We start from the raw sequence: 18370 nt of genomic DNA on the forward strand, positions 1-18370 counted from the left end.
TGAAAGGTCAGGAGAAGAGAACGCGGCGACGGCCTTCGTTGACGGGCACGCCGTTGCGCACCATCCAGCCGCCGCTTGCGAAGTTGAACCGGTGCAGCACCTTGCCGTCGGCCATGTGCGAATACTGCGTGATCGACCCGATCTTGTGGTCGTAGCCGGACGCCTTGCCGCCGGACATTTCCTCTTCCGCGACCGAGATCAGCCGGCCGGTGATGTCGATCGCGTGCTCGATCTCCGTCCCGTCCATCTCGTCGACGATGAACTTCTTGCCGGTGAAGTTGTGGCGCACGCCGGGAGGACCGCCGAAGAGGCCGATCACACCGGCGGAATGCGACTTCAGCTTGAAGGGGGCTTCCAGCGCCTTGACGCCGAGACCGGCGATCTGGACCTGAAGGTCGCCACCGCCCGGCTGGTAATCCTCGGTGATCTCTTCCAGACCGGGGAGCTGCAGGCTTTCGATCTCGATCACGAGGTTGAGACTGTCGTTCACGATCAGGGTGAAGCCGCGAAGAATGGGCAACATGGCCGGGTCCTTTCCTGTTACGCGGCTTCGCCGACGCGTTCGAACGAGACGGAAATGCGGCGTTCGATTTCATCCGCGAGCAGGTCGAAATAGACCTCGTTGCGGCGCGAGCCGAAGGTGAGATCTTCAAGCGGCGGGGCCTCTTCGGCGTCGAACTCGATGCGCAGCTTGCCGGAGCGAAGCAAGGCATTGGTGTTGGTGTCCCGGTCCCAATAGACGGACCCGCCAAGGATCGCGCCGATCGCCTTCAACTCGTCGAGGAACTGGTCCAGGCTTCGCATGATCGCGATGACGAGCTGCGGGCTCAGGTTCTGGTCGTTTGCCCAGCGGAAGGAGCGTGCGATGGTCTTCTCGATCAGGGCACGCGTGCGCACCACATTGACGAACTGCCACAGCGGATCGGTGGACGTCGTGCGGTTGCCCCACAGGATGCGGCCGTTCGCGGCAAACGTGCCGCCGGCGCCCTGCGACAGCCGCGCGGGAATGAAAGTGGCGATGCCGTTTTCGTTGAGCAGGTTCGCTTCGTGGTCGATCTCGCCGTCGTAGTAGGAGACCGGCCGGGCGATCCCGAGGATGCCGCCGCACTCCTGGTTGGACGGCGACCAGTACGGTCCGCCCTTTTCCTTGTCGCGCTTGATGAAGAGACCGGCCGCGAAGGGAGCCGCCGGTTTCACGACGAGATTTGCGCCGGATGCGACCTTCACCATCGGATCGACCAGATAGGCGAAGCGGTCGGAGAAGTCGGCGCGGTAGGCAAGGCTTGCGTCGCGGTCGGGTCCGCCGGTGTCGAGGATGGCGATCGCCTGCAGCTTCTTCGCGACCTGCTCCAGCGCATCGGCGACCGGGTTCTTGGCGCTGGCGATCTGCCCGGCGGCATAGCCAGGCGCGATCAGGAGATCCGGTTCGACGCCGACATGCCCGAGCGCATAGGTGAGCGCGTGCACGCCCGTCTGCGATGAGGCCGCGCCGACCATGTTCGCGCGCGTCGCATCGGGATCGACGCCTTCGGCAACCCGCACCATGACGATGGAGCCCTCGATCCCTTGCGCCTTCACCGCGTTGATCACGTCGAGCGCGGTTCCCGTCGCGCCAAGGAGGGCGATTTTTTCCGTCTCATGGGTGTAGAGGTGCACGGGCTCGTCGAGCGGAAACGCCGTGTTGTCGGCGTCGGGGGCGGTGACGAGCGCGCCGAGCGTCGACACATCGGAAACGGCGATCGGGCGCGGGCTTTCGCCAAGCCGCAGAACGCGGGTGCCGTGATTGAAGGGAGCCGTGGGCATGCGCTGATCCTCGTGTTCGGGGTCAGTGCAAACCTACGTTTCGGGGATGGAACCTCGCGCCCCTGACAGTGTCAGCAGCAAGCCTCAAAGGGCTTTCGAACGCCCTTCACGCTGCCATGAAACGGGTGTTCAGGCAACGCGGGTTACACGCCTGCGACCGCCGCCGCGAATGCCGCCTCGACTTCGGCGGGCGTCGTGAGAGTGCCCGCGTCGATGTCTTCGGCAACCACGTCCTGCGCCACAAACGCACCGTTGATGTGCGCAAGAACCGCATCCGACAATGCGATGATGCCGGCGCCGTCGAGGGGAAACCGGCCGTTGTTTGCCGACCAAACGGTCGCGAACCCCGGAACCTCCTGCGCCGCGACGCGCGCGCCAAGAAGATTGGTTCGACCTTCCTGATCCGTGGCAACCTCGATCGTGTCCGAACCGATGGTGACGGTCACTCCGCCGGTTTCGTGAGCACGGCGGATTGCCGAGAGGTGCGCGTGAAGGTCCACCGGCGGCTCATAGGGCACCCACGTTCCCGTCTCGAAGTCGTAGGCACTCGCCCCGGTAGCGGGCGGGGGCGTAGGAACCTCCATCAGCCCCTGCGAAACTCCGGTGCCGATGAAAACCTGCGGCGACGTGCCATCGGGACGGACTGCGTAGCGTGTGTCCTGTTGGGTCATCCGAATGCCCTCACGATAAGTTTCCAATGGGGAGCCATTGCGCTGTTGGGAAGGCCCAATGTTACCCCGGACCCTGTGTGCATTTTGAAGCTAAAGGACTCCGATCCACCCACCGCTCCAAACGGAATGTAAATGTTGGTGTCATCCGCATACCAACGAACACCTGAACCTTCGGGGTTCGTACAGCGAGCCTCGTCTCCAACACTTGCCCCATAAGCGTAGGAACCCGTGGCGTAGCAGTAGGCGAAAAACTGGATGAACGCTGGTTTCCTGCCGAGATCGTGGGCGAATGTGTATGTGGTGTTCGCGGCAACGCTTGTCGGAGCACTCTCGTAGTACCCCGAGATCACAGGAGCGGGGGCACTTTCCAGCGCGTCGATCCGGTCAGCGTTGCTCGCCACGTCCGCGACGACGGACGCCGCAGACACCTGCGCCGGGTCGAGCACCACGTCAAACGCCTTGATGCACCACAGGAGCGCGACGTTGCGGGGGCGGGTCTCGCTGCCACCAGCAAGCCCTGTTTCATGCGCCTCGTATGTCGTGTTGGCATATGTGATGGAGTGTCGTCCGGATGTGTTGGTGGGGCCGGTGCCCGCATCCGCCCCGGCGTTGCCGCCACCAATGGAGCCGCTGGCTGCCTCCATTGAGATGTGCTTGTGCTCCCCAAGCTCATCGCCCTGCGCCGACCCGAACGCACGCCCGTTATCCACGCCGCGTCCATTGTCCCACCCGCGAACGAACTCGCCGCGCAGATCGGGGAGATTGAACGTGGTGCTCCCATCGCCCGACCCGAAGGTGGTGCCGACGGTGGCGAACAGGTCGGTGTAGGTCGCACGCGAGACCGACGCGCCATTGCAGACGAGCCAGCCGGCCGGGGGTGTCGACGTCGCGAACGGCATGATGGACCCGGCAGGCGCGCCAGTTGGCAGCGGCTGGCCCGCGATTGTGAACTCGTCGGCATTCACCCTGCCGGCTACGTCGAGACGATTTTCGGCTTCGGGGAGCTTGCCAATCCCCACATTCCCCGCGAACCAGCCATGCCCGTAGGTCATGGAAAAGCCGATAAACGGAACACCGGCACTGGTGAGAAGGATTTGGTGTCCCCAGTCAGCGATCGGAAGCTTGTTCTCCACGCCGCTGCCGGCGGAGTGGTAGCCATAGACCAAACCAAAATGATCGCCGAAGTCATTGGCCGCCAGGTCGACGCGGTATTGATCGCCAATCGACCAGATGCCCTGGATTTTGGAAGCGCTGTAGTTCCCGGACCATCCCGCCCGTCCGATCGTGCCGCGCGAGGATGCGCCTGCGAGGATATCTGCGCTGGTCTCCAGGTCGCCGGTCATCTGACCGCCGGCCTTCGAGAGCTTGCCGGCGATCGCCGTCGACCAGTCAGGCCCGATGCCGACCCCGCCGCCCACCTTCGTGGTGAGTGGTCGCCCGGCCGGGGCGCCGGTGATGTCGACATCCGTCAGATCGTTGATCGCGTGGGTGTGGTTCGCCGCCGCCTTGGCATCGAGTGCTGCCTGAAGTCCGGTTACGTCTCCAATGACGTGACCGTGCGTGCCGAGCGCTGCCTGCGACACGGATATCAGGAGCGAGGCAACATCCGCATCGATCGATTGCAGTGCGGAGACCAGCCGCTGGACGTCCGTGTCCAGTTCGTTTTCCGGGTGCGGCAGCGGATAGCCGCGATTGGCTGTCGTTGGTGTGGGCATTCATGCCTCCTAGATGGTCACGGCCCGAAGATCCGCGAGCGAGGGCCGCGCAGCCGGCCCGCCGGTGAGCGTCAACCGCACGCGGGTCTGCGCGCCCCACGTCGGTTGCGGATCGACGGGATTGATTTCGTGCTGCCTGTCGACCCAGCCCGCCAGTTCAAGCGCCTCGGTCTCTGCGAGCGGGATCGTCTGCCAGGCGGACGCTGCATCCTGCAGTTCCACAGTGACAGTCGAGCCCGGCGGGAGGTTTGCCTTGAGCCAGACCGGAAGGCGTGTCGCGCCGTCGACGATGAAGGCGCGGCTCACATAGGTCGCCGTGTCCCTCAGGCTTCCGGCGATCAATTGCGCACCGGGGAAAAGCGTCGGGCTGGCGGTCTCCGTTCCGGCGAGCACCGCACGCACCGTCACCGTCTCCGTCAGCCGTCCGGTGAGCTCCACCACCTGATCCGGCACCATCCGCAGGATCTCGCCACCGGGCCGCTCGACCTCGAAGACGACACGGCAGGCGGCGGTGGGAAGGTCGACGGCGGCGCGGATCACGAGATCCGTGCAGTCGACGAGAGCGACCGTCCCGAGTGCGATGGTTTTCGTGGTCGGCGCAAAGCGCGCGGCCGCGAGCGCAAAGGTCAGATCCTCGTCTTGATGCGGCGTCCAGGTCCTCGCGTTGCTGGACGACAGCATGACGCCGACCGAATAGGGCTGCGCCGCAACCCGTTCCTGCCGGGCGGCGTCGAAGTCGCCGACGGCGGCCGAGTTGATCGCATGGGCTTCATCATCGGACTTGAGGACGAAGCAGACCTCGCGCCCCGCCGGCAGCCAAACGGGCTCCGGCAGCGCGATCGTGTGCGGTTGTCCGATCACGACCGCCGAGATCTCGACGAACGCCTGCGTCAGGATCTCCGCCGTCGGCAGGCCTTGAGCAACAGTGCGGATCTCCAGAAGGCAGGGATTGGCCGCATCGCCCACCGCACAGAATGTCACCGTCACGCTCGCCAGATGCCGGCCTGCGCCGCCAGGCAGAATGAAGGTCTGTGCCAGCGGGTCGACCGACCCGCCTTCGAGGTTCTGCGTGGACGCATCTTCCTGCGCGATCCACACCGGCGGATCGCTCCACCGGGTCACATTGGTGACCTGCCGCATGACCGTGATGTCGATCCGGCCTTGGCCGACGAAGACCGCCGAGGCCGAGGTTCCCGAGGCGCCGGTGGCGCGCACAAGCTTTCGGCCCGCCGGGTAGGTTTCCGCCACAACCTCGATCGTGCCGGTCACCTCGCCATTCGCATCGGCGACCAAGACGGGATCCGGCGTCACGTCGACGCCATCGAAGGTGAGTTCTGACAGGATCTCGCCGGCGCCGAAGCCCGACACCGTGAAGGCAATCGAGATCGGCCGCAGGAACTCGGCCAGTTCCTCGCGCTGATCGACCTCTTCCGCCTCCGTCGTCGTGCGCGCCCGATTGCCGGAGCCGAACACACGGGTCTCGGCCGAGGCCCATTCCGTCCGTGTCTCCGTCCAGAAATCAACGGCAGGCGTAAGCGCCAGCTCAGCCGGGATCGGGGTGAAATTCGCATACGGATTGACCAGCCGGCAGCGCGTCGAGAGCGGCTGCGAAACCTCCGTCTCGGCCGTCCAGTCGAGCATGACGGGCGCAGCGATCGGCAGGGAAAACACTGTCGGGTCAATCGCCAACTGGCACGAGCCTTCGAACACGGCCGCGTCCTGCACAATACCGCCATCGCGATAGCGATCAGACGTGAACGGGTCGACGAAGACGCCTCGCTTTGCGACCGGCTCGCGGCTGTCGATTTGTCGGCGCAAGCGCTCCAAGGCGACGAGATTGTAGAGATCGATCTGGCGGGCATAGAGCCGGTAAAGCCCCGCGACGGTGAGCGGCCGGACATCCGAGTTGATGATGGTCGGCGCAGCCGTCCAGGAGTTCACCACCTGGCACAGCGCCAGATGCCGCTCCGGGACCGCCGGCGGCACCGCGCGCGAGCGGCTGGCAATGCCTTCGATGTAGACGACCCGACCGTCCGGATCGAGGCAGAGCCGGTCGATGCGCGGGAGCTTGTAGTCGTACGTCAGCAGCACCTCGCCGCCGGTCACTCCGCCAGCCAGCGTGACGCTGGTGTCGGTGGTCGCAACCGGCGCGACCGCATCGCGGTAACGGTATGTGACCGTATAGCTCGACCCCGCCGCCGGCTCCGCACCACCCGGCGTCCAGTCGACGCGGTCGGCGTTCAGCACGTAGTCAGTGCCGGCGGTATAGGTCGTGCCGCCCTGGGTAACTTCGACCAGTGCGGTAACGCTGGTGTTGGCGAGCGCGTCGAGCGCGCCAGCGGTGGGACCATGGGTGACCGTCTCGGTCACTTCCTTGGTGATCAGCGCCGTCACCAAGTTGGCGAGCGGCGGGAAGCGCAGCACGAATGTCGCCGTGCCCGAGCCGCCGTCATCGAACGAATGCTGTTCCGCGTCCACGCGCTCGACGTCGAAGCGTTCCTCGACCGCAAGACGAAGCGAGGCCGTGCGCTGGAACTTCACGCCGTCGACGTTGGCGATGCCGGCCTCGATCACAAAGACCTGGTCAAGGCCGACCATCCCGAGTGCCGCAACGCGGCAGCCGTCGACGATGTAGGAGCCGTTGACGTCGCGATCGTAGGCCGCGATCGCCTGGACGGTTTCGGAGAGATCCGACGGCGGCGTCTGGTCGAGCGCCACGCCGTGCTGGAGCCGATAGACCGGATACAGCTCGCCCGGCTGACCATCGCCGGCAAAGCCCCACTGCAGCGTCTCGACGATGCGCGCGGCGCCGGCTTCGCCTTCCGCTGCCGTTCCCGGCGCCAGCCCCAGAAGATCCGGATCCTCGACCTCGGTCACCGCGTCCTGCACAAGCCGAACGCCGATCACGACGTCGCCGGCCATCGGCACGCCGGCAAGCGTTGCCTCATCGACCGGGCGCACGTCTCCGGCGGCGAAGACACGGCCCGCCTCCAGAAACACCGAGCCGGCCGCCTCGTCGACGAGGATTGCGCCGCCATCGATGCGGTCACCGTCGCGCGCGGAGAGCTCGCCGACACGCTTGATCCGACCGCGCAGGACGGACTGCGCCTCGTTCAGCTCGGCACCCTGCAGAAAGCGGCCCTCGCGGAACACCACATCGGTGACGTCCGGCTTGGCCGGCGTGCGGTCGAAGGCGTCCGCGATCAAGGGATGGTTGAAGGCCATTCGATCCTCATTCAAAATCGAGAAGGAAGGTGACGCGCTCGCGCACAGTGCGGCCGAGCACAATCGAGACCGGCGTTCGGGCAATCGCCGCTTGCGGCGTCACGAGATCGCCTGCGTCGATCCACAGCGCGCCGGGCTTTGTCGGGTCGGCATGATGCGCGCCACACAGGACGCCGACTTCCGCCGCTTCTTCGCCGGCGCCATCGCCGAAGCCGGTCAAGGCCTCGACATAGACCCGGTCGCCGCTGGCAGCCGGCGCAAGGCTTTCGCCATTGAAACGGAAGACCTCACTGGCCGCCGGCACGACGCCGACCTGAGAAATCGCCTTTGCCCGGCGTGCGCCGATGAGCGTGCCATTCGAGCGCCAGAAGCCGACATAGGCGCCGAAGCCCGCCAGCGTCTGCGCCATCTGCGCGTTCCGTGTCCCCGGCGACCCAAGCTCGGCCCAAGTCTGCGTGATCTCCGCCCAGGGCGTCTGAATATCGACCCAACGCAGGCCGGACGATCCGTCACCGGGGATCCAGATCCCAAGCGCCGTCAGCTCCGCCTCGCTCAAGGTGACCGCGAACGGATACCCGCGCCCGAAGGACCACTTCGGCCCGTCCAGACCGCTCGTTTCCGGGAGATGCACGCCGCTGTCGTCGCCAAGAATGCACGTGCTTGCCCGCGTCCAGGACGCCTCGGCGGCCGGTACGTCATGGCCGCGCACGCCGCGCCGGAAGTGCGAGCGCGCGGGTTGCGACAGCCGCGCAACGCCGTCGATCGGCACAAGGTCCGCCTCGTCGTCGCGGACACGATCAAGGTCGAGTTGATAGTCCGCCCAGGCCAGACGGCGCGCGGGCGGGTCGACGATCTCAGCCGAGTAACCGACAAAGCCGAGCCCCATCGCCATGCCGGCATGCGTGCCGCGCAGCCGCTCCCAGCGAATGCCGTCGTCGAGCAGGTCGTAGAGGTTCGGCACATAGGGTGACAACGGCCCGAGGCTGTATTCGTACGTCAGCCAGGGCGCGAGCGCCGGCTGCGGGTTGACGATCTTCCAGCCGGCAATCGCATCCGCGGCCGGCTCAAGACCGGCAACCACGCCGGCGCCAGTCAAATCGAGCGCGCGCTCAAGCGGCGTCGAATTGGAGGGAACCAGTGTCGTCGTCATCGACCGCGGCCTCCGGTATTCGACTGCCCGGCACACGCCAGGAGAAAGACAAGCTTGTCATGGCCGGCCGCGATGCGGTGCCGAAGGTCGATCTCGCGACACGCGAAGAGCTTGGCAACGCGGGCAACCGGATCGCGATCCCAGTCGATCTTGATAGTCATCGCCCTCGGCGTCCGTCCTCGATCACGACGGATTGCAGCGCGATCGCTTCCGTCGGCGCGGCAACGACGTCCTCGGCCGGGGCGATCACCTCGACCCGCGTCACGCCGGGCCGCATGGCGCGTGCCACAAGCCACGAAGCCGTGAGGTCGAGCCCGAGAAGCGCTTCCGCCGTCCATGCCTCCTGAAGGACCGTCGGCAGGTCCGCGACAACCGATTGCGACGCATCCGGTGCAAGTCGAACCCGAAGGACTACGTCGACGAACTTGCGGACGGCAGACGCAACCTCGAAACGATCGGAGACCACCCGCACGGACGGCGCTTCAAGCGCCGCGCGCACCGTGTCGAGCAGGCCTTGATCGGCTACACCGTCCGCCTCGGTCGAGAGCACCGCAATGCGCACGGTCGGGTCGCGGCCATCGCGCCAGATCGCGACATTGCGCACCCGCACGTCCGACGCCATGGCGACCGCCTTGTAGCGCTCGACCGGCCCGCCGGCGGAGCGGCCGAGGATCGTCAGGCGCACACGCTCGCGCAGCCGCGTGTCCGTCTCTCCGGATAGGCGCACGACATCGTAGAAGGCGGCCAGGTGGTCGAGATCGGAGTTGCGCGCGAACGCGAGCAGATTGGCGCGGGCCGCATCGTTGATCCGCCCGCGCAGGAGCAATTCGCGATAGGCAAAGGCCTGGCAGACGATCGTCACCGGATCGGTTTCCAGTGCGCCGACGTCCCAGGCAATGCCGACCTCGGCAAGCCGCGCCCGCGCGTCTTCGATCAGCGACGCCAGCAGCGCTTCATAGTCCAGCTTTTCGATAATCGCCGGGGCGGGAAGCTGCGGGATCGTCATGCGGCCCCCACCAGAACGTCGGCGACGCGATCCTCGCGAAGGCTGTAGTCGCCAAGATGACCTGCCGGATAGAAGACGCCGTCAAGCCGGAAGACGAAGCGCCCGGACCGGCCGCCCTCGACCATATCGATCATGCGCAGACGAAAGCCGGGCTCCCCGTTGCGCGGATCTTCAAGCGCATCGGCGATCGCCACATAAAGCTCCAGGAGCGTGCGCGGATTGGCCGGCGCGTCCTGAAGCTCGGGCACGCGGGAGCCGAAGTCCCGGCGCATGACGCGGGTTCCGAAACGGGTCGTGATGACCTTGCCGATCGACTGGACGCAATGGTCCCAGCCGGTCAACACGCGTCCCGTCCTGGCGTCGACCCCGGTGCGCATGGGTCAGCCTTTCGCCTTCGCGGCCGGCTTGTCGGCGTCGACGGCCTTGGCCTTGTCGGCGGCCGGGTCCTCCAGCTCGCCGGCAATCACCGCATATTGCGCCTGTTCGGCGGTGAGCTTGATCGTCTTGCCCTTGCCGGGATTGCGCACGCCGGCGACCCAGGGGCCGGCGGCTTCGAGAACGCGGTAGGATTTCTGCATGTCGGGTCTCCTGTGGATGGGGTCAGACGAGCACGTCGTCGGCGCCTTCGATCGCGCGGTGGCCGGCTTCGTCGCGGGCGTCGACGTGGTGAACCTTGCGGGTGCCGTTGTTGAGCCGGGTGCGCGCGGTGGTCACCAGCTCGTCGGCGGTGATGCGCAAGGCCGCCCCGCCGATCCCGATCTCGATCGCATTGCGGGTGATCTCGATACGGGCATCGCCGTGCTTGATGACGAACCGTTTGTCATCATCGGTCGGACGCGGATTGTCCTTGGTGTAGCCATCCCGCACGGCCAGCGATTGCGGGCCGACTTCACCGTGCGGCGACAGGAGCCGCATCGTCTCGCCGATCGCGACCGGCACATGGGTGGAATAGCCGCCAACGCCATCGCCGGCGCTTTCCTGCACCTGCACCCAGGGCGAAAGGAACGGCTTGCCGTTGCGCGGGTCCGGCGGCATCAGCTCAAGACGCACCTTGGTGCCCTTGATCTCCACGACCTTGCCGGTCATGTGGCTTGCGGCAAGGCGCCGGTTGAGCGCGTCGACCGACTTGCGCAGGGTTCGGATCTCGCGGGCGACGGTCGGGATCACGGCGCAACCTCCGCATCCGGATCGAAGGGCTCGCCGTTCACCTCGAAAATGAGGTCTATGATCGGCAAATTGGCGAAGACGCCGGCGGTCGCGTTGCGCAGAACCTGCGTCCATTCGACAGCAACGACGGAAACGCCGCGCCGGTCCATCTTGCCGCTCAAAACGGGCGCGATCCGCAGCTTTGAGGGCGCGCCGATGTTGTCCAGGCCGAAGCGCTGGCGCGGTGACAGGATGGCGAGAACGGCCTCGGCCATCGCCCAGGCATCATTGTCGCGTGCGGGCTCCGGGCCTTGCACGATCGCGAAGGCCGCGCATTCAAGCGGGAGCTCGTAAGATCCGTCGGCGTTTGACCGGACGGGCGCGCGCAGGACGCCGATGCGCAGACCTGGCGTGCGGATGGAATTGCGCTCCAGTTCGTCGAGATCGAAGCGGCCGAGCTGCAGTTCGCAGCTTTTGAGGGTCGGCAAAGCGGCCTTGAAGGTGGTTTCAACGGCGCTTCGAAAAGCGTTGATCCGGCTCATTGCAGGATACTCCCGAGCCAGTCCCGCGCGGCCGCCTCAATGTCGGCGCGGTTCTCGGCCGAAAGACCCATCCATGTACGTGCCGGCATGGTCACAGCGCGGGCGAAGACGGCCGCATCGCCGACCATAAACAGAAGTGCCTTGCCCTTCTTCGGCTTGATCGTGCCGCCTTCCTGATGGATGCGGGCATAGACGAGGCCCGAGCCGACCGTGACACCATGACTTGAGGCGATGTAATCGACGGAGCGCGACAGGTGGCCTTCCGAATAGAGGATCGAGGTTCCGGCGCGGTTCGACGTCCAGGCCGTGCCGTCCGGCGCGGTCTTTTCCTGTTCGATCCGCCGCCGGGTCTGTTCCTGGACAAGCCGGCCGATGCCATCGGAAAGCTCGTCCTTGGGTGCGTCCGCAAGCCCTTCGATTTGCACCAGGCGCGCGGCAAGATCGCTGTCGTCGATGCGGATCGCAACGCCGGTCATGACCGCCCCCGGCCGAAGAGGCGCGGTTCGGCGAAGAAGGCGGCGCCGCTGTCGCTGGATGCGCCGTCGACGGAGATCTTCGGTTCCGCCGATCCAAGCCCGGCCTTGCCTTCGGCGATGCGTTTCAGGAGATCGACCGCGTCCTTGTATCGATCCTCGATCGTGGTCGTGAGCGCGGCATGCCGGTTCGCCAGGACATAGACCGCGATATTGGCGCAAGGCGAAATCAGAACGTCCGGACGCGTGGCAAGCGGTAGCTCATAGCGCGCCGAGATATGCGCATCGATCTCGCGGGCCGCGAACTCAAGGGCGCGCGCGATCGCCGCCGCCGGATCGACATCCTCGGGGAGAATGTCGGCGAGGAAGTCCGCGCCCCAGATCTCTTCGATGTCGGCTTGGCTGGCGTAGATCACGACGCGCTCCGGGGTGGCGGTTGACGGGCCGGCCTCAGTCGGCCGGCTGGATCTTCACGGTGAGGGCGGGGTCGCCTTCGATCGCAGCGCGGTCCGCGCCGCTCAGATCGGCGAGCGGGATCTCGGTCGGGTCCTTGCCGAAGGCGCGCCCGGCGCGCCGGCGCGGTCGGCGCGCCGTCACGACGAGAACCTCGGCGGGATCGGACGGCGGTTTCGACTTGCCGTCGTCGGGCTTCGGCGTGGATTTGGTGGACGCCTTCGGCTTTGCGGCTTTCGCGACGGGCTTGGATTTCTCGGCCGGCTGGGGCTTGTCGGCCGCCTTGGGGTCGTTGGCGGCTTGTGTCCCGGCAGCTTTCGGCTCTGCCGGGTTGGCTGTTTCGGATGCGGTGGACGGTGATGTTTCGGGGGGCATGGCGGCCTCCTGTAAGCAGGATCGGGATCAGGGCGAGGAGACACGGGCGCGGCCGGCGCGCCCGTCAGGCTCAGGCGAGATGCGGGATCTCGATGATCTGGAGCAGGTTCCGGTCGGTATTGGTCTCACCGTTTGCCAGGCGTTCGGCGAGGATCAGGTCGCGCGCGGCATCGGCGTGGGTGCTGCCGACGACGAGCACATTCGGCTTGACCCCGAGCGGCCGGCCCGCCTCGTTCTTCAGGTCCATCATGGCCCTTCGTGCCGCGCGCAGGTTGTCCTTGGTGAGGTCGGCTTTCGACGCAAAGGCCATCTGCCAGAACCCGAAGCCGGCCGCCGCGCGTCCATCGACGCCATAGGTGAACTTGTCCTGGTCGAACACGCGGTCGGAGGTCTTGGGATCGTCCTTGCGCACGAAGCGGTATTCGCGGCGCTTCTGGTAGATCAGCGGCTTCAAAGCCCGCGTCGTGTCCATCAAGTACCAGGGCACGCCGGCGCCGGCCTGCATGTTGGAGACGGACACTTCCTTGCGCGTCTCCGGGTCGATCACAGGGTGATCGGTGTCGAAGAAGGGCTGCCCGTCGTAGCACTCCGCCTCGAAGGCCTGGTCGAGCATTTCGAAGACGAGTTCGTCCGGATGCGCTGCGGCCGAACGGCCCATCTCCGTGAAGAGCGGCGAGTACATCCCGTACTGGTCATCGCTGATATCGTCGGCCTCGACCTCGACCGTGCCCTCGAACTTGCGGTTTCGGATCGTATAGCGGTGCGTCGCCATCGTTTCATAGACGCGCGAGCCGATCCATTCCCGCAGCTTCGGGAACTTGCCGAGCCACGCATAGGAGTTTTCGCGCGTGGAAGAGGTGATCATGGTCGCGATCTGCGGCCAGTACGGCTTCACCTCCGCGAAGCCGTTTTGATAGGCGCGGGAAAACCCGCGAAAGAGATCGTCGAGAGATTGCTGGTCAATGATCATCGGATGCGGTCCTTGCGGAGAAGATGAAATCGGTCGGCGGTGCCGGGCTTTTAGATCTCGACCCAGACGCCGGCGGGGTCGACGGCGACAACGCGGCCGGCGGACGAACGTGTGCCCGTGCCGTCGGTCCTGGCGACCGTCTCGTCGTCGACGATGAAGCAGGTCGTGCCGACGTCGGCCTGGGCGACCGGATCGGCGTCGAGATTGTCGAACTGGAAAGCGCGTTTGCGCAGGATTTCGATCCGGGCTTCGCCGGCAGCACCTTCGGTGTTGTCGACGGTGCGCTCCGCGCGCCCCAACGCGATCAACCCGGTTGCCGTGCGCCCCGGCCTGGCGAACCCGGCCTCGAGCACGACGAGCGATCCGGCGAGGATCTTCACGCCGGCCGCGACCGGGTGGCTTTCGCGCTCGGGCAGGCGCATGCGGGTCTGACGTTCCTTGATGAGGGCCATGAGATGGATCTCCGGTCGGGCGCGGCGCGCCGTGGGTCAAAGGGCTGCGGCGCGCCTCAGGCGGTCGCGGCGTATTCCTCGTCGGACAAGCCAAGCTTCGAGGCGATGCTGCGCTGCTGATCGGTGAGCGCGGTCTTGCCGGCCGCCGGGTCCTTGTCGTCGAGATCGGACGGCTTTCCGATCACCGGCAGGGTTCCGACCAGATCCTTGAAGCGATCAAGGCCGCCCTCCTGGGCGCAAAGGGCGCGGTAGTGCTCGCGCGAAGCCGGGGCGATCTTGCCGCCCTTCACGGCATCCTCGATCGCCGCATTCACGTCCGCCTCGCGGATCTTCGCCTGTTCGGCGGCAAGCGCCGTCTCGGCCGTATCGGCGCGGGCGATCGCCTGGTCGTAATCGGCGCGCGGAACGAAGCGCTCGATGTCCGGCGCACTCGCGGCGGCCGTCGCTGTCTGGTGCTCGGTCTTGAGGCGTTCGACAGCGGCGAGGATGTTGTCGATCGAAGCGCCGGCATCAAGGCCGAGCGCGCGGCAAAGGGCTGTGAGGTCCATGGAGGTCTCCGGGAGGTTGGAGGGAGCATCGGGAGAAGCGGGATCTTCGGCGCGCGACAGCGCTGCCATGCGCAGCGCCGGGCGATTGACCAGGCCGGCACCGGCAATGCGGAGGATTTCGCCGGTCTTGGAATGCAGAAACTCGGGCGACAAAAAGCGGTACTCGCGTGCCGCGATCATGGCGGCGGCCTTGTCGGTCCACTCGACCGCGCCCCAAAGCGCACCGTCGCGGATCTCCATCGCGGTGATCCAGCCGGCCGCCGGCGCGGTTTCGCCTTTCGGCGCGCGGTGCGCCTGGCCGTGTTCATAGTCGATCGGGAGCGGCGCGCCGTTTGCCTTGAAGGCGGCGATCACAGCTTGAGGATCGGACAGGCGCCAGCGCCGGCCGTCGCGGGCAACCAGCTCCGGCCCTGCGGGCAAGAGCTGCACCCATGCGGGCGCCGCCGAACCGGTGTCGGAGGCGATGGAGGTTGTCGAAAAAAGGGCGGTTGCGGTTCGCGTCGTCATGGGCGACAACGTGCAGGACGTACCGAACACCCGCGCCCCTGACAGTGTCAGGCGGAGGGTCGCCAGGTCCGGCGGTCAAATCCGGTCGAAAGCGTCACTTCCCCGCTTCAACATCCGCACGATGCAAACCGCACCCGCGCCCCGGCAACAGCTTCGCCGTTAAAGGGGGTTTAAAGGGGGTAGGACGTGCGTTTGGGGCGTGTGGCGGGGATTGGAAGGCGAAGTGCGACTGGAAACGCCTCGCGGGTCGGAAGAGACGGGCCGGCTCAGAATATCGAATATCCGGCGACACCACGTCGCGGGAAGCGATCTGTCGCTGCAAGGGTGAGCGAACGACGCTATTGGGACCGGGAGCGGGCTGGCAGGTATAGCCGGTTGCCTACGAACAGCGGTCATTCAAAGACGTGATCGAGGTGCAGAAGTCTTCACTCGCACCAGTGAATGCGTCCAGTTCGGACCCAAAAGTGTGACCTGCAACCTGTGTTGCGCCATACTGAAGGGTGAAGTGTTGGGCGGCCTTGAGCATCGGTGGAAAATGACCACTGGGGCTTGGCCTCGGGGATAACCATGAGTTCGATGGTTGCACCACACCCGCACGGGCAGCGCATGCCAACGCTCAAATCATCGCCGTCGTCTCGAAGGAGCACAAGGTTCCGTATTGGAAGGGGGTTCGGGAGGACATCGCTGTCCACTTCGATCAGTCGTCTTGCTGGGCCATGTTGATCCCATAGCCGCCTAAGCCAGGCAATTATCGGATTCATGCGGAGTTCTCCAAATCTACCAACCCGGGCAGGCCGATCAAAGGCTCATGCGCGCCACGACCTAGAAGCGCGTTCTCTGACATCGGGAATGAATCTTCGCCGAGGTAACATTCTTCCGGATCTGACAGGCTGAAAGTGGTCCGGGCATAGTCGCGGTTTGGCTCGTGGCGAATGGCGAACGCCCGCGCCAGAAACTCGTTTGCAACTGCAGATGCGGCCCGCATGTTAAGCGTGATGACCGAAGGTGTTTCTTCGATCATTCCCTTGATATAACCAGCGGACAATTCGGCGTCGAAACCCTCTGGATCATGTTGCCGGAGATACTCGGCTCGCAGCCCCTCTTGGGTGTAGACCCCGCGGTCCCCCAGCGTCGCGCCGCCGGGTTGAACATAGTCGATGCGACCACATACGTCGATGATTTCGACAATGCCGTCATCGTTGTGCGTCGGGATCGTTACACCCACATCGAACAGTGGCAACACAAACGCCGACGAAATCAGATCGAGAACCTGACGACCTTCCTGACTGTCGACGCAGCTGAACAACACGTCGCATTGACCGGCAGCAATGACGGCATCGCGGTTGTTTATCGCAGCATTGATCGGCACGGCTACTCCTGTGCCGCGATATGTCTCAATTGCGGAGGCGAAGATATCGACCTTCGGACGGCGAAGTTCTGCGTCTGCCAGGCCCGAATTCAGGATACGGTTAAGGTTCTTGCGCTCAATGACATCAAAGTCGATCAGGACAATCTTGCCGAAACCAAGACGAGCCAATTGTTCCGCGACGATAGAGCCGGTGCCTGAAACTCCTACTACGGCTGCAGACATGAATGATAGTTCACGGGTCATCTGGCTGGTGAATGCCATTGATGGTTTATCAAGGCGACCATTCTTAATTGCGCTATCCCAAAAATATAGGATGTCATCTCCGGAAACGGTTACCAAGTCGACAGGCGTCTTGTTCATCTCAAAATCATAGAGCCTCGCCCGTACGGCTCCGTCAGGAGTCATGATGGCCGACCCATGTCGCTTCCCAATAGCGTGAAAGAGGCCAGGGATGACCTTCAAGTCGCTGCTGTCATCAAGAGATGAAAAGTCCAGCCACCCACCAGGATGGGAATGCAGTAACAAAATAGTGAGTCCTTGCTCCTCCGCTGCGTCGATGGCATCTTCGATGTAGCGGCCAGGCCAATTGATAAAATCTGGCAAGCGCTTGCAATCACAGTGCGGAACCAAAATCTCTCGCTGAACGATCAGTCGGTCACGTGGCGCGGGAGAAGCTGAGCAAATCAATATTGCGGCAGCTTCTTTGCCGTCGCCCGGGAAGAGATGGCGCATGAGAGACGCGTGAGTGACCCCAGCAAATGCGAGTGTCGTCTGCGGCATCATTGTCCAACTTCCTTGGCAAATGCCGATTCCACAATCGCCAAGTGGGTGACCACATTGTCGGTTTCCGGGTTCCACTTTGATCCCGGGCCGCGGTGACGTGACCAGCGCTGGAAGATGAGGCCGCGGATGGTTTCCGTCGCCTGTGTGGCCGGAATAGTACCACCAGACCTAAGATTGAGGGCAGGGTGGGCATAAAACATGTCGATCTGGACCTGCGGGTAAGTGGGCAAGATCTGGATCGCTAAAGTGATCGTGAGGACGTTGTAGCCCGGGGGCACAGGAAACTCGTAGATGATGAGCCAACGGCCGGCGGAATCAGTCTCCCAACGCAAGCCCAGGCTATCGAGATACTCTACATCGACGGCTTGCAGAGCGAAGTCACGGCGGGGTGCAGGGAGCGCCTCGCCGTTGTTGACGTCCTTGGCCGTAAGCCGGATCTTTTCGATGCCAGGCGTGGTCAGGTCGATAATGTCGTTGGGCTGAAGCTGACGCTTCGGCTTGCCCTGGACTTTCAGGATCATGATCCAGGCGTTGGGATCGAAGTTCGCCTGTGCCATGGCGTCCGCCGCCGAGATGTTCGGCAGAGTGGAAATGACGGTCTTGCCCTGGACATTGAGCTTCCAAACCTTCGGTTTGCGGCTCTTGAATTCCTCGACACCCTTTCCTTTGATCTTGATAACATCCATGTCCTGCACCAGCAGATCAGGCTCGTCTTCCCGTTCCAGGTAGATGACTTTATCGGCATCAATCCTGCCCAGCTTGCGAACTACGGCGCCAGAGATGACGTCGGCGGGCCAGTCGATGGTCTCGTCATTGATCGTGATGCGGTTGGTGCTGGCGCTCACTGCTACGATGAACTTGTGGCTTTTGTTCAGGTCAGCCTCTTCCTGGACGCGGATGTCTTCCAGATCACCGTCACGCTGCTGCTGCAGAACATACGCATGCTGGTCAGCATTGAAGCCAGCAACCTTGGCAATCTTTCCGCCGGTCGGTGAGTCTGTCTCGACGTCGACACGGCGGAAGATAAGGTCCGTCCCGGCGATTTCGATAATGGTGGTATTTTTGCCGTGGCTCAACACGGCGGTGCTTTCTTTTGCGCTCATTTTTAAGCCCTCATAGTTGGTTTTCGACGGCGGACCGTCCCTATGATGGTTGCGCTCGAGGCTCAGCATTCCGACAAGA

21 protein-coding genes are annotated in these 18370 nt (G+C 64.5%); all 21 read right to left on the reverse strand.

What is annotated here, in order from left to right; all coding sequences use genetic code 11:
• Positions 1-7: 7 nt before the first annotated feature.
• A complete protein-coding gene (locus tag BLU32_RS07480; protein WP_093805783.1) occupies positions 8-523 on the reverse strand; it encodes a phage major tail tube protein in 516 nt (171 codons plus the stop codon).
• A 17-nt stretch (positions 524-540) separates the two neighbouring features.
• Positions 541-1803: a phage tail sheath C-terminal domain-containing protein gene (locus BLU32_RS07485; protein WP_093805785.1), complete on the reverse strand. Its 1263-nt coding sequence runs from the start codon at positions 1801-1803 to the stop codon at positions 541-543.
• 143 nt (positions 1804-1946) lie between these two features.
• Positions 1947-2474, reverse strand: coding sequence for a DUF4376 domain-containing protein (locus BLU32_RS07490; RefSeq protein WP_093805787.1), 528 nt, complete (start codon positions 2472-2474; stop codon positions 1947-1949).
• Positions 2471-4189 carry a tail fiber protein gene (locus BLU32_RS07495; protein WP_093805789.1) on the reverse strand — a complete coding sequence of 573 codons (1719 nt, stop codon included), beginning with the start codon at positions 4187-4189 and terminating at the stop codon, positions 2471-2473. The genes BLU32_RS07490 and BLU32_RS07495 overlap by 4 nt, the downstream gene beginning before the upstream one ends.
• Before the next feature lie 9 nt (positions 4190-4198).
• A complete protein-coding gene (locus tag BLU32_RS07500; protein ID WP_093805791.1) occupies positions 4199-7414 on the reverse strand; it encodes a DUF4815 domain-containing protein in 3216 nt (1071 codons plus the stop codon).
• 7 nt (positions 7415-7421) lie between these two features.
• Complete coding sequence (locus BLU32_RS07505) at positions 7422-8564, reverse strand: phage tail protein (RefSeq protein WP_093805793.1); 1143 nt, start codon at positions 8562-8564, stop codon at positions 7422-7424.
• Positions 8561-8725, reverse strand: a complete 165-nt coding sequence (locus tag BLU32_RS21695; protein WP_157727563.1) for a hypothetical protein — start codon at positions 8723-8725, stop codon at positions 8561-8563. The genes BLU32_RS07505 and BLU32_RS21695 overlap by 4 nt, the downstream gene beginning before the upstream one ends.
• Positions 8722-9570, reverse strand: a complete 849-nt coding sequence (locus tag BLU32_RS07510; protein WP_093805795.1) for a baseplate J/gp47 family protein — start codon at positions 9568-9570, stop codon at positions 8722-8724. The genes BLU32_RS21695 and BLU32_RS07510 overlap by 4 nt, the downstream gene beginning before the upstream one ends.
• Complete coding sequence (locus BLU32_RS07515) at positions 9567-9947, reverse strand: GPW/gp25 family protein (RefSeq protein ID WP_093805797.1); 381 nt, start codon at positions 9945-9947, stop codon at positions 9567-9569. Before BLU32_RS07515 ends, BLU32_RS07510 begins: the two co-directional genes overlap by 4 nt.
• Positions 9948-9950: 3 nt before the next feature.
• Positions 9951-10148, reverse strand: a complete 198-nt coding sequence (locus BLU32_RS07520) for a hypothetical protein (RefSeq protein ID WP_093805799.1) — start codon at positions 10146-10148, stop codon at positions 9951-9953.
• Positions 10149-10170: 22 nt separating this feature from the next.
• Positions 10171-10737 carry a hypothetical protein gene (locus BLU32_RS07525; RefSeq protein ID WP_093805801.1) on the reverse strand — a complete coding sequence of 189 codons (567 nt, stop codon included), beginning with the start codon at positions 10735-10737 and terminating at the stop codon, positions 10171-10173.
• Positions 10734-11258: a hypothetical protein gene (locus BLU32_RS07530; protein WP_093805803.1), complete on the reverse strand. Its 525-nt coding sequence runs from the start codon at positions 11256-11258 to the stop codon at positions 10734-10736. Before BLU32_RS07530 ends, BLU32_RS07525 begins: the two co-directional genes overlap by 4 nt.
• A complete protein-coding gene (locus BLU32_RS07535) occupies positions 11255-11734 on the reverse strand; it encodes a phage virion morphogenesis protein (protein ID WP_093805805.1) in 480 nt (159 codons plus the stop codon). The genes BLU32_RS07530 and BLU32_RS07535 overlap by 4 nt, the downstream gene beginning before the upstream one ends.
• Entirely contained in the window at positions 11731-12147 is a 417-nt protein-coding gene (locus tag BLU32_RS07540; RefSeq protein ID WP_093805807.1) for a gp436 family protein, read from the reverse strand. The genes BLU32_RS07535 and BLU32_RS07540 overlap by 4 nt, the downstream gene beginning before the upstream one ends.
• 34 nt (positions 12148-12181) lie before the next feature.
• Positions 12182-12559: a hypothetical protein gene (locus BLU32_RS07545; protein ID WP_093805809.1), complete on the reverse strand. Its 378-nt coding sequence runs from the start codon at positions 12557-12559 to the stop codon at positions 12182-12184.
• Between the two features lie 70 nt (positions 12560-12629).
• Entirely contained in the window at positions 12630-13529 is a 900-nt protein-coding gene (locus tag BLU32_RS07550) for a Mu-like prophage major head subunit gpT family protein (protein WP_093805811.1), read from the reverse strand.
• A gap of 50 nt (positions 13530-13579) precedes the next feature.
• Complete coding sequence (locus BLU32_RS07555; RefSeq protein ID WP_093805812.1) at positions 13580-13981, reverse strand: hypothetical protein; 402 nt, start codon at positions 13979-13981, stop codon at positions 13580-13582.
• A gap of 56 nt (positions 13982-14037) precedes the next feature.
• Complete coding sequence (locus tag BLU32_RS07560; RefSeq protein WP_093805814.1) at positions 14038-15036, reverse strand: phage protease; 999 nt, start codon at positions 15034-15036, stop codon at positions 14038-14040.
• 425 nt (positions 15037-15461) lie between these two features.
• The gene (locus BLU32_RS22435; protein ID WP_093805816.1) at positions 15462-15797 is read right to left on the reverse strand and encodes a DUF6527 family protein; all 336 of its coding nucleotides are present in this window, start codon (positions 15795-15797) and stop codon (positions 15462-15464) included.
• Positions 15794-17188: a ThiF family adenylyltransferase gene (locus BLU32_RS07570; RefSeq protein ID WP_093805818.1), complete on the reverse strand. Its 1395-nt coding sequence runs from the start codon at positions 17186-17188 to the stop codon at positions 15794-15796. Before BLU32_RS07570 ends, BLU32_RS22435 begins: the two co-directional genes overlap by 4 nt.
• Positions 17185-18291, reverse strand: a complete 1107-nt coding sequence (locus BLU32_RS07575; RefSeq protein WP_093805820.1) for a multiubiquitin domain-containing protein — start codon at positions 18289-18291, stop codon at positions 17185-17187. The genes BLU32_RS07570 and BLU32_RS07575 overlap by 4 nt, the downstream gene beginning before the upstream one ends.
• Positions 18292-18370: the final 79 nt, after the last annotated feature.

Source organism: Stappia sp. ES.058, from assembly GCF_900105595.1.
GTDB lineage: Bacteria > Pseudomonadota > Alphaproteobacteria > Rhizobiales > Stappiaceae > Stappia.

What these genes read in the sequence shown, in the direction of transcription:
- BLU32_RS07480 (WP_093805783.1), bottom strand. Translation starts at nt 523, where the DNA reads ATGTTGCCCATTCTTCGCGGCTTCACCCTGATCGTGAACGACAGTCTC.
- BLU32_RS07490 (WP_093805787.1), bottom strand. Translation starts at nt 2,474, where the DNA reads ATGACCCAACAGGACACACGCTACGCAGTCCGTCCCGATGGCACGTCG.
- BLU32_RS07530 (WP_093805803.1), bottom strand. Translation starts at nt 11,258, where the DNA reads ATGAGCCGGATCAACGCTTTTCGAAGCGCCGTTGAAACCACCTTCAAG.
- BLU32_RS07575 (WP_093805820.1), bottom strand. Translation starts at nt 18,291, where the DNA reads ATGAGCGCAAAAGAAAGCACCGCCGTGTTGAGCCACGGCAAAAATACC.
- BLU32_RS07505 (WP_093805793.1), bottom strand. Translation starts at nt 8,564, where the DNA reads ATGACGACGACACTGGTTCCCTCCAATTCGACGCCGCTTGAGCGCGCG.
- BLU32_RS07555 (WP_093805812.1), bottom strand. Translation starts at nt 13,981, where the DNA reads ATGGCCCTCATCAAGGAACGTCAGACCCGCATGCGCCTGCCCGAGCGC.
- BLU32_RS07515 (WP_093805797.1), bottom strand. Translation starts at nt 9,947, where the DNA reads ATGCGCACCGGGGTCGACGCCAGGACGGGACGCGTGTTGACCGGCTGG.
- BLU32_RS07545 (WP_093805809.1), bottom strand. Translation starts at nt 12,559, where the DNA reads ATGCCCCCCGAAACATCACCGTCCACCGCATCCGAAACAGCCAACCCG.
- BLU32_RS07510 (WP_093805795.1), bottom strand. Translation starts at nt 9,570, where the DNA reads ATGACGATCCCGCAGCTTCCCGCCCCGGCGATTATCGAAAAGCTGGAC.
- BLU32_RS07500 (WP_093805791.1), bottom strand. Translation starts at nt 7,414, where the DNA reads ATGGCCTTCAACCATCCCTTGATCGCGGACGCCTTCGACCGCACGCCG.
- BLU32_RS07520 (WP_093805799.1), bottom strand. Translation starts at nt 10,148, where the DNA reads ATGCAGAAATCCTACCGCGTTCTCGAAGCCGCCGGCCCCTGGGTCGCC.
- BLU32_RS07495 (WP_093805789.1), bottom strand. Translation starts at nt 4,189, where the DNA reads ATGCCCACACCAACGACAGCCAATCGCGGCTATCCGCTGCCGCACCCG.
- BLU32_RS07560 (WP_093805814.1), bottom strand. Translation starts at nt 15,036, where the DNA reads ATGACGACGCGAACCGCAACCGCCCTTTTTTCGACAACCTCCATCGCC.
- BLU32_RS22435 (WP_093805816.1), bottom strand. Translation starts at nt 15,797, where the DNA reads ATGAATCCGATAATTGCCTGGCTTAGGCGGCTATGGGATCAACATGGC.
- BLU32_RS07570 (WP_093805818.1), bottom strand. Translation starts at nt 17,188, where the DNA reads ATGATGCCGCAGACGACACTCGCATTTGCTGGGGTCACTCACGCGTCT.
- BLU32_RS07485 (WP_093805785.1), bottom strand. Translation starts at nt 1,803, where the DNA reads ATGCCCACGGCTCCCTTCAATCACGGCACCCGCGTTCTGCGGCTTGGC.
- BLU32_RS07550 (WP_093805811.1), bottom strand. Translation starts at nt 13,529, where the DNA reads ATGATCATTGACCAGCAATCTCTCGACGATCTCTTTCGCGGGTTTTCC.
- BLU32_RS21695 (WP_157727563.1), bottom strand. Translation starts at nt 8,725, where the DNA reads ATGACTATCAAGATCGACTGGGATCGCGATCCGGTTGCCCGCGTTGCC.
- BLU32_RS07535 (WP_093805805.1), bottom strand. Translation starts at nt 11,734, where the DNA reads ATGACCGGCGTTGCGATCCGCATCGACGACAGCGATCTTGCCGCGCGC.